The sequence below is a fragment of the Type-F symbiont of Plautia stali genome (assembly GCF_059731105.1).
This window is the reverse complement of sequence record NZ_AP035909.1, coordinates 1-12,200: the sequence shown is the minus strand read 5'-3', so window position 1 is coordinate 12,200 and position 12,200 is coordinate 1. Positions and strand designations below refer to the sequence as shown.

General features: G+C 54.2%; 12 protein-coding genes. All 12 read right to left on the bottom strand.

The window, feature by feature from the left end; translation table 11 throughout:
- Positions 1–54: 54 nt before the first annotated feature.
- Positions 55–1,425 (bottom strand): bifunctional UDP-N-acetylglucosamine diphosphorylase/glucosamine-1-phosphate N-acetyltransferase GlmU, encoded by a 1,371-nt coding sequence (gene glmU / locus AC6I7A_RS00060; protein WP_058957192.1) that lies wholly within the window; start codon positions 1,423–1,425, stop codon positions 55–57.
- A 160-nt stretch (positions 1,426–1,585) separates the two neighbouring features.
- The gene (locus AC6I7A_RS00055; RefSeq protein WP_008926374.1) at positions 1,586–2,005 is read right to left on the bottom strand and encodes a F0F1 ATP synthase subunit epsilon; all 420 of its coding nucleotides are present in this window, start codon (positions 2,003–2,005) and stop codon (positions 1,586–1,588) included.
- A 24-nt stretch (positions 2,006–2,029) separates the two neighbouring features.
- A complete protein-coding gene (atpD, locus tag AC6I7A_RS00050) occupies positions 2,030–3,427 on the bottom strand; it encodes a F0F1 ATP synthase subunit beta (RefSeq protein ID WP_058957193.1) in 1,398 nt (465 codons plus the stop codon).
- A gap of 30 nt (positions 3,428–3,457) precedes the next feature.
- On the bottom strand, positions 3,458–4,324 hold the full coding sequence (atpG, locus tag AC6I7A_RS00045) for a F0F1 ATP synthase subunit gamma (protein WP_003849534.1): 867 nt from the start codon (positions 4,322–4,324) through the stop codon (positions 3,458–3,460).
- Between the two features lie 52 nt (positions 4,325–4,376).
- Positions 4,377–5,918 carry a F0F1 ATP synthase subunit alpha gene (gene atpA, locus AC6I7A_RS00040; protein ID WP_009088205.1) on the bottom strand — a complete coding sequence of 514 codons (1,542 nt, stop codon included), beginning with the start codon at positions 5,916–5,918 and terminating at the stop codon, positions 4,377–4,379.
- 14 nt (positions 5,919–5,932) lie between these two features.
- The gene (gene atpH / locus AC6I7A_RS00035) at positions 5,933–6,466 is read right to left on the bottom strand and encodes a F0F1 ATP synthase subunit delta (RefSeq protein WP_009088203.1); all 534 of its coding nucleotides are present in this window, start codon (positions 6,464–6,466) and stop codon (positions 5,933–5,935) included.
- 14 nt (positions 6,467–6,480) lie between these two features.
- A complete protein-coding gene (gene atpF, locus AC6I7A_RS00030; RefSeq protein ID WP_009088200.1) occupies positions 6,481–6,951 on the bottom strand; it encodes a F0F1 ATP synthase subunit B in 471 nt (156 codons plus the stop codon).
- A 105-nt stretch (positions 6,952–7,056) separates the two neighbouring features.
- Positions 7,057–7,296, bottom strand: a complete 240-nt coding sequence (atpE, locus tag AC6I7A_RS00025; protein WP_003849523.1) for a F0F1 ATP synthase subunit C — start codon at positions 7,294–7,296, stop codon at positions 7,057–7,059.
- 105 nt (positions 7,297–7,401) lie between these two features.
- Positions 7,402–8,220 carry a F0F1 ATP synthase subunit A gene (gene atpB, locus AC6I7A_RS00020; RefSeq protein ID WP_046100889.1) on the bottom strand — a complete coding sequence of 273 codons (819 nt, stop codon included), beginning with the start codon at positions 8,218–8,220 and terminating at the stop codon, positions 7,402–7,404.
- An 8-nt stretch (positions 8,221–8,228) separates the two neighbouring features.
- Positions 8,229–8,609, bottom strand: a complete 381-nt coding sequence (gene atpI / locus AC6I7A_RS00015; protein ID WP_009088196.1) for a F0F1 ATP synthase subunit I — start codon at positions 8,607–8,609, stop codon at positions 8,229–8,231.
- Positions 8,610–9,321: 712 nt separating this feature from the next.
- Complete coding sequence (rsmG, locus tag AC6I7A_RS00010; protein WP_058957194.1) at positions 9,322–9,939, bottom strand: 16S rRNA (guanine(527)-N(7))-methyltransferase RsmG; 618 nt, start codon at positions 9,937–9,939, stop codon at positions 9,322–9,324.
- A gap of 47 nt (positions 9,940–9,986) precedes the next feature.
- Positions 9,987–11,876 (bottom strand): tRNA uridine-5-carboxymethylaminomethyl(34) synthesis enzyme MnmG, encoded by a 1,890-nt coding sequence (gene mnmG, locus AC6I7A_RS00005; protein WP_009088193.1) that lies wholly within the window; start codon positions 11,874–11,876, stop codon positions 9,987–9,989.
- Positions 11,877–12,200: the final 324 nt, after the last annotated feature.

Here is a 12,200-nt window from a genome sequence, read left to right as displayed (position 1 = left end):
TATAGTTTTGGCACTGCACTGTACCGGCCCGCATAAAGCGGGCCGTTAAAAAATTTATTTTTTCTTCACCGGACGCTGCCAGTCCGCTTTGTGATTCTGCTCTTTGCGGTTGTAGACCAGACCGGCTTCGGTCACATCCTTCATGATGGTGGTACCTGCCGCAATGGTAGCGCCTGCCGCCACGCTGACCGGGGCCACCAGCTGGGTATCGGAGCCGACAAAGACGTCATCGCCAATCACGGTCTTCGATTTGTTCGCGCCGTCATAGTTACAGGTGATGGTGCCTGCACCGATATTTACGTTGTCGCCGATCTCCGCATCGCCGAGATAAGAGAGGTGACCCGCTTTCGATCCTCTGCCCAGACGCGCTTTTTTCATTTCGACGAAGTTACCCACGTGGGCGGCGTGCGCCAGATCGCTGCCGGGACGCAGACGGGCAAACGGCCCGACGGTAACGGCGGTCGCGAGGGTGGCATCCTCGATCACGCTATAGGGGCTGATTTCGCAATCGTCGCCGATTACGCTGTTTCTGATGATGCAGCCCGCACCGATTTTCACGCGTGCGCCCAGCGTCACCTGGCCTTCAATAATGACATTGGTGTCGATCTCCACATCCCGTCCATGCGTCAGCGTTCCGCGCAGGTCAAAACGGGCCGGATCGCGCAGCATCACGCCCGCCAGCAGCAGTTTTTCCGCCTGTTCCGCCTGATAAGTGCGTTCTAAGGTCGCCAGCTGCAGCCGGTTGTTCACCCCGTCGGTTTCACTGATACGCGCCGGATGAACGGCATTGATCGTCCGCCCTTCCTGATGCGCCAGCGCAATAATGTCGGTGATGTAATATTCGCCCTGCGCATTATTGTTGGTGAGCTGCGCCAGCCAGCGTTTTAAATCGCCGCCGTTGGCGATAAGAATACCGGTGTTGATTTCGGTAATGGCAAGCTGTGAAGGGCTGGCATCTTTCTGTTCGATGATGCCGGTGATGGTGCCGTTCTCACGCACAATGCGCCCGTATCCGGTGGGGTCGTCCAGCACCACGGTGAGTAGCCCGATACCGCCCTGCGGTCTGGCTTCGCGCAGTCGCTTCAGGGTCTCCAGGGAGATCAGCGGCACGTCACCATACAGCATCATGATCTCTTCATCATCGGCAAACGCAGGCGCGGCCTGCTGCATCGCGTGGCCGGTGCCAAGCTGTTCAGCCTGCAACACCCAGTTGAGTGCACTATCAGTGAGGGTTGCTTTCAGGCGGTCGCCGCCGTGACCATAAACCAGATGGATGTGCTGTGCGCCCAGCCCTTTGGCGGCGTCAATGACATGCTGAACCATCGGTTTGCCTGCCAGCGTATGCAGAACTTTCGGCAGATCGGAATACATACGGGTGCCCTTGCCAGCAGCAAGGATCACCACACTCATCGCACTGTTAGACATAACTATCCTGGGTGAATTTTTACGGGTGAAAGTAAAACGGTTTAGGGGGGAGATTACTACATTTTTCTCAGGCCGAAATTAGGCGAAGAGGCCGATTTGCCATAGCAGACAAAAAAAATGCCAGCCCGAGGGCTGGCATTTCGTGACGCATAAAGCTGGATTACATCGCTTTTTTGGTCAGTTCGATCACGCGCAGTTTAGCAATGGCTTTCGCCAGCTCGGCAGAGGCCTGAGCATAGTCCACGTCGCCGTGGCTGCTGTTCATGTGCTCTTCTGCTTTGCGTTTTGCTTCCAGAGCACGCGCTTCATCCAGATCGGTACCGCGAATCGCGGTATCGGCCAGAACGGTGCTGCTGCCCGGTTGCACTTCCAGCACGCCGCCAGAGAGGTAGATATACTCCTCTTCGCCGTGCTGTTTCACGATACGGATCATTCCAGGCTTAATGGCAGTCAGCAGCGGCGCATGGCCAGGGAAAATCCCCAGTTCACCTTCGCTACCTGACACCTGAATTTTCTGTACCAGACCAGAGAACAACTGCTCCTCTGCGCTGACCACATCCAGGTGATAAGTCATAGCCATAATCTTCCTCCCGGGAAACCGTTATTACAGTTTCTTCGCTTTTTCCACGGCTTCTTCGATGGCACCAACCATGTAGAAGGCCTGCTCTGGCAGGTGGTCAAACTCACCTTCCATGATGCCTTTAAAGCCACGGATAGTGTCTTTCAGGGAAACGTATTTACCCGGTGAACCGGTGAATACTTCCGCAACGAAGAACGGCTGAGACAGGAAGCGCTGAATCTTACGCGCACGTGCCACCAGCAGTTTATCTTCTTCAGACAGCTCATCCATACCGAGGATGGCGATGATGTCTTTCAGCTCCTGATAACGCTGCAGCAGTGACTGAACGCCACGTGCAACATCATAGTGCTCCTGACCCACAACCAGCGGATCCAGCTGACGGCTGGTAGAATCCAGCGGGTCAACGGCCGGGTAGATACCCAGAGAGGCAATCTGACGGCTCAGCGTAACGGTTGAGTCCAGGTGCGCGAAGGTGGTCGCTGGTGACGGGTCAGTCAGGTCATCCGCAGGAACGTAAACGGCCTGTACGGAGGTGATTGAACCGGTCTTGGTGGAGGTAATACGCTCCTGCAACACACCCATCTCTTCTGCCAGCGTTGGCTGGTAACCTACCGCAGATGGCATACGACCCAGCAGTGCAGAAACTTCTGTACCAGCCAGGGTATAACGGTAGATGTTATCGATGAACAGCAGAACGTCGCGGCCTTCGTCACGGAATTTTTCCGCCATGGTCAGACCGGTCAGTGCGACGCGCAGACGGTTACCCGGCGGCTCGTTCATCTGGCCATAGACCAGCGCAACTTTATCGATAACGTTAGAGTCGGTCATTTCGTGGTAGAAGTCGTTACCCTCACGAGTACGCTCACCCACACCGGCAAACACAGAGTAACCTGAGTGCTCAGCCGCGATGTTACGGATCAGTTCCATCATGTTGACGGTTTTACCCACACCCGCACCACCGAACAGACCGACTTTACCGCCTTTCGCAAACGGACACATCAGGTCGATAACCTTGATGCCGGTTTCCAGCAGTTCCTGCGAGTTAGACTGATCTTCATAAGAAGGTGCCGCGCGGTGAATAGAGGCGATCTCTACTGCGCTGCCATCTTCTTCTTTCAGCTCGCCTTTCATATCGATTGGCTCGCCGAGAACGTTCATGATACGGCCCAGGGTCGCTTTACCGACTGGAACCTGAATCGGTTTCTGCAGGTCGTTGACGCTCAGACCACGCTTCAGGCCGTCAGACGTACCCATTGCGATGGTACGCACAACGCCGCCGCCCAGCTGCTGCTGAACTTCCAGCACCAGACGTGCATCACCATTCATCACCTCGAGGGCGCTGTACACTTGCGGTACCGCGTCCTGAGGGAATTCGACGTCAACAACGGCGCCGATAATCTGGACAATCTTTCCAGTTGCCATCTTGAATCCTCTACCTAATTCCAAACCTGGTTAAACCGCGGAGGCCCCCGAGACGATCTCGGTAAGTTCCTGGGTGATGCTGGCCTGACGAGCTTTGTTGTACACCAACTGCAGCTCTTTGATCAGATTTCCGCCGTTATCGGTTGCGGCTTTCATCGCCACCATACGTGCGGCCTGCTCACTGGCCAGATTTTCCACCACACCCTGATAAACCTGCGATTCGACATAACGACGCAGCAGGGTATCCAGCAGCGCTTTCGGATCGGGTTCGTACAGGTAATCCCAGGTCTTCGCCTTCATCTCTTCTTCACCTTCCGCTGGCGCTAACGGCAGCAGTTGGGTGATGGTCGGAGTCTGAGACATGGTGTTATTGAACTTGTTACTGACGATCATCAGCTTGTCGATGCGGCCTTCATCATAAGCCTGCAACATCACTTTTACCGGGCCAATCAGGTCAGACAGGGCAGGTTTATCGCCCATGCCGCTGACTTGCGCCACGATGTTGCCACCCACAGCACTGAAGAATGACGCCCCTTTTGAACCGATAATCGACAGATCGCTCTGCACGCCTTTATCGGACCAGGACTTCATATCCGCCAGTAATTTTTTGAACAGGTTAATGTTCAAACCACCACAAAGCCCGCGGTCTGTTGAAACGACCAGGTAGCCGACGCGCTTGACGTCGCGCTGTTCCAGGTAAGGGTGCTTGTATTCCAGATTACCCAACGCAAGGTGACCAATCACTTTGCGCATGGTGTCTGCATACGGACGGCTGGCCGCCATGCGTTCCTGCGTTTTACGCATCTTGGAGGCGGCGACCATTTCCATCGCTTTGGTGATTTTCTGCGTGTTTTTCACGCTTCCAATCTTGCTTCGTATCTCTTTTGCGCCGGCCATTAGCTTCTCCTCAAAGCCTTGCGGCCTGCCTTTTCAGACAAGCCGCCAGACATTACCAGGACTGGGTTGCTTTAAACGTATCGATCAGGCCTTTCAGCTTCGCTTCGATATCGTTGTTAAAGTTGCCCGACTGGTTGATTTCAGCCATCAGCTCAGCGTGGTCGCGATCGGCGAAGGCCAGCAGTGCAGCTTCAAAGCTACCAATTTTTGCCAGTTCAACGTCGTTCAGGTAGCCACGCTCGGCAGCGAACAGAACCAGACCCTGCTGCGCGACAGACATCGGCGCATACTGTTTCTGCTTCAGCAGCTCGGTCACTTTCTGACCGTGGCTCAGCTGTTTACGGGTTGCATCATCCAGATCAGAAGCGAACTGCGAGAACGCCGCCAGTTCACGATACTGTGCCAGCGCGGTACGGATACCACCGGACAGTTTCTTGATGATCTTGGTCTGTGCAGCACCACCAACACGGGATACCGAAATACCTGGGTTAACCGCCGGACGAATACCGGAGTTGAACAGGTTCGATTCCAGGAAGATCTGACCGTCAGTAATCGAGATTACGTTGGTCGGAACGAACGCAGAAACGTCGCCCGCCTGAGTTTCGATGATCGGCAGTGCAGTCAGTGAACCGGTTTTACCTGTCACCGCGCCATTAGTGAAACGCTCAACATATTCAGCGCTTACGCGTGATGCACGTTCCAGCAGACGAGAGTGGAGATAGAACACGTCGCCAGGGAATGCTTCACGACCTGGTGGACGACGCAGCAGCAGAGAGATCTGACGGTATGCGATAGCCTGCTTGGAGAGGTCATCATAAACAATCAGCGCATCTTCACCGCGGTCACGGAAGTATTCGCCCATCGCACAACCTGCGTACGGAGAGAGATACTGCAGTGCAGCAGATTCAGAGGCAGACGCCACAACAACGATGGTGTTCTGCAGTGCGCCATGCTCTTCCAGCTTACGAACCACGTTAGAGATGGTTGAGGCTTTCTGACCAATCGCAACGTAGACACACTTGATGCCTGAGTCGCGCTGGTTGATGATCGCATCGATCGCCATCGCGGTTTTACCGGTCTGACGGTCACCGATGATCAGCTCACGCTGGCCACGGCCGATTGGAATCATCGCATCGACCGACTTATAACCGGTCTGAACCGGCTGGTCGACTGACTGACGATCGATAACGCCAGGAGCAATCACTTCAACCGGTGAGAAACCGTCGTTGTCGATTGCGCCTTTACCGTCGATAGGAGCACCCAGGGTGTTCACGACGCGGCCCAGCAGGCCACGGCCTACCGGTACTTCAAGAATACGGCCAGTACACTTAACCTTCATGCCTTCGGCGAGGTCAGCGTAAGGACCCATCACCACAGCACCAACCGAGTCACGCTCGAGGTTCAGGGCGATAGCGTAACGGTTACCCGGCAGGGCAATCATCTCACCCTGCATGACATCGGCCAGGCCGTGTACGCGGATGATACCGTCACTTACAGAAACAATCGTACCTTCGTTGTGAGCTTCGCTCACGACATTGAACTGAGCAATGCGCTGCTTGATCAGTTCGCTGATTTCGGTGGAATTCAGTTGCATATGCTCCAGTCCCCTTAAGACTGCAAGACGTCAGCCAGACGGTCAAGACGGCCGCGTACGCTGCCATCAATAACCAGATCACCCGCACGGATGATCACGCCTGCCATCACAGACTTATCAATTTTGCAATTCAGCTTAACTTTGCGTGACAGACGTTTTTCCATCGCGGCGCTGATTTTATTCAGCTGGTCGTCACTCAGCGTACTGGCGGAGATAACATCAACTTCAGCGGTGGCTTCATGAGCGTCACGCAGTTCGATGTATTGGGCCAGTACAGCCGGAAGCGCTGTCAAACGTCCGTTTTCCGCCATCACCTTAATCAGGTTCTGCGCGGGTTCATCCAGTTGATCACCACAGACTGCGTTAAACGACGCTGCCAGCGCTTCCGGTGCTAACGCACCAGAGAGAAGATCAGCCATCTGTTCATTGCGAGCCACTTCTGCGGCGAACGCCAGCATCTGTTGCCAGCGTTCAATACTTTGATGCTCAACAGCAAAGTCAAAAGCTGCTTTGGCGTAGGGGCGAGCTACAGTAATCAGATCAGACATCAGCCCCTCCCTCCTTACAGTTCAGCGACCAGTTTATCAACGATGTCGCTGTTAGCAGCTTCATCCACGGAGCGTTCGATGATCTTCTCGGCGCCAGCCATAGCCAGCAACGCGACTTGCTTACGCAGTTCTTCACGTGCACGTTTACGTTCGGCGTCAATTTCCGCCTGCGCTTGTGCCACGATACGATTACGTTCGTTTTCAGCTTCGGTTTTGGCTTCGTCCAGAATCTGCGTGCGACGCTTGTTCGCCTGCTCGATAATGACCTGAGCGTCTTCTTTGGCTTTTTTCAGCTGGTCGGTCGCATTAGCCTGCGCGAGATCCAAATCTTTCTTCGCACGTTCAGCAGAAGCAAGGCCTTCAGCAATTTCTTTCTGGCGCTTTTCGATGGCAGCCATAATCGGCGGCCATACGTACTTCATGCAGAACGCGACAAACAGGATGAACGCGATAGCCTGGCCGAGGATTGTTGCATTAATGTTCACAGCACAATGCCTCTAGATTGAGTATTTAACTTTTCTGCCGTTATCAGCGATAAGCGGCAGAATCCGTTCACCCCTGCACATTGTGCGCTGAGTGAACACAGGGCTTTAGGCGACAGCAAACATCACGTACAGACCCAGACCAACAGCGATCATCGGGATTGCATCCACCAGACCCATTACAACAAAGAACTGCGTACGCAGCAGAGGAATCAGGTCAGGCTGACGAGCAGCGCCTTCCAGGAATTTTCCTCCGAGGATGCCGATACCGATCGCAGCACCGATTGCCGCCAGGCCCATCATCACAGCGGCAGCCATGTACAGCAGATCCATATTCAGGTTTTCCATGACAGTCTCCAGTTTGTTTCAGTTAAATGCTCCCTTCATCTTCCGGGCTTCAGCGGCGTGCGCTGCCACCCGGAATCAGGAGGGAAAGTAGTGTTGAGAAAAAAATCAATGCTCTTCAGATGCCATCGACAGATAGACGATCGTGAGGACCATGAAAATGAAAGCCTGTAGCGAAATGATCAGGATGTGGAAAATGGCCCACGGCACATTCAGCACCCACTGTGACCACCACGGCAACAGACCGGCAATAAGGATAAAGATCAGTTCACCCGCATACATGTTACCGAACAGTCGTAAACCCAGTGACACAGGCTTAGACAGCAGGCTCACACCTTCCAGAATCAGGTTGATCGGGATGAAGATCGGGTGGTTAAAAGGCTGCAGCGTCAGCTCTTTCGTGAAGCCGCCAATGCCTTTCATTTTGACGCTGTAGAACAGAATCAAAATAAATACGCCCAACGCCATAGAGAGCGTGATGTTCACGTCTGCAGACGGTACGACGCGCAGCGCCGGCAGGCCTAAACCTTTCTCAGCGATTGTCGGCAGCAGGTCGATAGGCAGCAGATCCATGAAGTTCATCAGGAAGACCCAGACAAAGATTGTCAGAGCCAGCGGGGCGATAAGTTTGCTCTTACCGTGATACATGTCGCGCACGTTACTATCAACGAAGCCGACAACCAGTTCGATAGCCGCCTGCATTTTCCCTGGCACACCGCTGGTGACAGACTTCGCCACGCTACGGAACAACACCAGGAAGATAACTCCCAGCACCAGAGAGAAAAACATGGAATCGATATTTAATACCCAGAACGTCGCGGGAGCGTCGTGCGGATTCACTAACTCGAAGGTACGCAGGTCCAACTGAAGATGAGTCAGGTGGTGACCAATGTACTCTTGCGGAGTAGAGATTTCTCCTGCAGCCATGATGCCTCTTACCCTTTGTTGTTAATTACCGCCGGTGCCAGCATGTGTACCACCAGCACCGATAACCAGGTTATTCCGACCGGCCAGAAGACCGCGCCGAATAGACCCAACGCCACAATGAGCAAAATGATGGTCGCAAACACTTTGGCTATTTCACCTAAAGCGAAGCTCCACGCGACTCGCCCCGAAGCGGGGGATTGCCCCTGCAGGCGCCAGGCTAAAAACAAAAACAATACGTTTGGCAGCCAGGCTGCCGCTCCGCCAGCAAGAGCAGAGACACCCCACGTGACATCTTTAACAGCAAAGAGTGCGCCGATGATGACTATCGTCACCAGCTGAATCATCAGCACCGTTCGGGCGAATTTCACACTGTAAAGAGACACTGACATGACGCTGATACTCTCCTGCCCCATCAGGGGTATGTCGCGTGTCGTATAAGACTGCCTTTGCGCAGTTGAGTCAAGCAGCAAAAGCCGTGCAAATTATACGGGCCGCACCTGCGATTTCAATCGGTAAGTAGCGAAAAGGTGAACAATTATTTAAATTTCTTTCCGGAGGGCTATTTTTCCAAAGATTACCCTGCCGGAATTCATCTGAATCGGACTGAAAATTCACTGGCGTCTTGCTTTTAAAGCGTGCTTTAGATCACATAATAAGCACCTGCGCCAGAATGAGTTTTATCAGGGTGCTATTTCAGCGCCCGGCCTGCATCGGTTAAGGCTAGTTGAATCAGCCACTTAAAATTAGATCGCTGTAGCGGAAAGCGTAATTTCCCGGAAAACAGGCTATTGACATCGAACTGTGCCTGAGAATCGTGAAACTGATATTACGCACGGCAGGTTATTACCGCGATATATTTTCTGACGTGACTATTTTTATTCCGCTACCCGGCTATACAAGTGATATTTCTGATAACCAAATGTGAATTAAAAGTTAAATGTAACAGAGCTTTTCGGATAATTTCCATCGGCCTTTTTAACCTTCTTACCGCGCGCGTTTAATCAAAAACTTTTATCACACCGATCTCGTCTGCGTTTTTTTTAATCAGCCGCCTGAGAGGGCCTGAGGCTGAAACGCGCTAAGACCCTGCTGACGATAAGGCTACTGGTGACGCAGAATAACCAGGTGGCGGTCACCGTCCAGCTGAGGCACCTGCAGTCTGATGACGGAATCTACCCCAAAGCCCGCCGGTAAAGCGGCAATTTCATCGTCTGGTCGCACCCCTTTCAGCGCAAAGAAGCGCCCTTCCCTTCCCGGCAGATGATGACACCAGGTCACCATATCGGTCAGGGAGGCAAAAGCACGGCTGATCACCCCGTCGAACGGGGGTTCCGCCGGGAAGGTCTCTACCCGGCTCTGGACCGGCGTGATGTTAGTAAGTCCTAACTCATGCTGAACCTGACGCAGGAACCGGACCCGCTTGCCCAGACTGTCGAGCAGCGTAAAGTGCGCATCCGGCATGACGATAGCCAGCGGAATGCCTGGCAGACCCGGTCCGGTGCCAACATCAATAAAGCGTGCGCCCTGAAGATGCGGCGCCACCACGATACTGTCGAGGATATGACGCACCAGCATCTGCTGCGGATCGCGGATGGAGGTCAGGTTGTAGGCTTTGTTCCACTTATCCAGCAGGCCGACATAGGCAACCAGCTGCTGTTTTTGTTGATCGGAGAGGGAAATACCGGCTGCATTGAGCAGCGACGTGAGTGTGTTAATCACAGCATAAGTCCATTCAGCGGGGGCGAGTCTCCTCGCCCCGTTTAAGATCAGGCGCTTTTGCGCAGCAGACCCTGTTTTTTCAGGTAAATAAGCAGAATCGAGATGGCCGCCGGGGTAATACCGGAAATGCGCGTCGCCTGCCCGATCGACGTCGGCTTGTGATCGTTCAGCTTGGCGATCACCTCATTAGAGAGTCCATTCACCTGGCGATAGTCAAGCTCAACCGGCAGCAGCGTGTTCTCATTACGCAACTGACGATCAATCTCTTCCTGCTGACGCGCGATGTAGCCTTCATACTTCACCTGAATCTCAACCTGCTCAGCGGCCTGCTCATCGGCCAGTGCCGGGCCGAAGGCCTCCAGCGCCATCAGCTTCAGATAGGTCATCTCCGGACGACGCAGCAGATCTTCACCACTCGCTTCTTTGGTCAGCGGCGCGCTGAGCACCGTATTGACGTCGGAAACGTGTTCGGATTTTGGATGAACCCAGATATCGCGCAGACGCTGACGCTCCTGCTCAATCGCTTCCAGCTTCTGGTTGAAGCGCGCCCAGCGTGCATCATCGACCAGACCCAGTTCACGACCGGTTTCGGTCAGACGCAGATCGGCATTGTCTTCGCGCAGCATCAGACGGTATTCGGCACGGGAGGTAAACATGCGGTACGGCTCTTTGGTGCCGAGCGTACAGAGGTCATCAACCAGCACGCCCAGATAAGCCTGATCGCGACGCGGTGCCCAGCCCTCTTTGTCAGCAGACTGACGGGCGGCGTTCAGACCGGCCAGCATCCCCTGCGCAGCGGCTTCTTCATAACCGGTTGTGCCGTTGATCTGTCCGGCAAAGAAGAGGCCGTCGATAAACTTACTCTCCAGCGTCGGTTTGAGATCGCGCGGATCGAAGAAGTCATACTCGATGGCATAACCCGGACGCACGATCTTCGCATTCTCCATCCCCTTCATTGAGCGGACGATCTGCATCTGCACGTCAAACGGCAGGCTGGTAGAGATACCGTTCGGGTAGATCTCATTACTGGTCAGCCCTTCCGGCTCCAGGAAGATCTGATGCGAGTTACGATCGGCAAAGCGCATGACTTTGTCTTCGATCGACGGGCAGTAGCGCGGGCCGATCCCTTCGATGATCCCGGCGTACATCGGGCTGCGATCCAGGTTTTCGCGGATCACGTTGTGGGTTTTCTCGTTGGTATGGGTGATCCAGCACGGCACCTGCTGCGGATGCTGAGCGGCACTGCCCATAAACGAGAAGACCGGCATCGGGTTATCCCCATGCTGCGGGCTCAGCACTGAAAAATCGATGGTGCGAGCGTCAATGCGCGGCGGCGTGCCGGTTTTGAGGCGGTTTACCCGCAGCGGCAGCGCGCGGAGTCGTTTTGCCAGCGGAATGGACGGGGGATCACCTGCGCGACCGCCACTGTAGTTGTCCAGACCGATATGAATTTTGCCGTCCAGGAAGGTTCCGACGGTCAGTACCACGGTTTTCGCGCGGAACTTGAGTCCCATCTGAGTCACGGCACCCACCACGCGATCGTTTTCAACGATAAGATCGTCGACCGCCTGCTGGAAGATCATCAGGTTGGGCTGGTTCTCCAGGGCAGTGCGCACCGCCTGGCGATAGAGCACGCGATCGGCCTGAGCACGGGTGGCCCGCACCGCCGGCCCTTTGCTGGCGTTTAGTATCCTAAACTGGATACCGGCCTGGTCGATCGCATGGGCCATCAGACCCCCCAGGGCATCCACTTCCTTCACCAAATGTCCTTTGCCAATGCCACCGATCGCCGGGTTGCAGGACATTTGTCCAAGCGTATCAATGTTATGGGTGAGTAACAGGGTTTGCTGACCCATTCGGGCTGCCGCCATTGCGGCTTCGGTGCCCGCATGACCACCACCAATTACGATGACGTCAAAAGGATCCTGATAAAACATGAAGTGGTACCTCGGTTGATGAACGTGCAGGATCGTCGTCCTGGGGCGTGGATTCTACTCAAATTCCGTCTGGGGTGAAAGCCGCGGGATCGTCCGGTTTTAAAAGAAAGGATCTTAGATCTGTATATGATCTTTCTGTTAGATCTCTTATTAGGATCCCGGCCTCCTGTGGATATGTGCCAGAAGCCTTGCATAAACAACAGGATGAGCAGGATCACTAGCTGTGAGTGATCGGTGATCCTGATCCGTATAAGCTGGGATCAAAACCTTAGGTTATACACAGCTCAAAAAACATGCATCAGTTGTTCTTTGGATAACTACCGG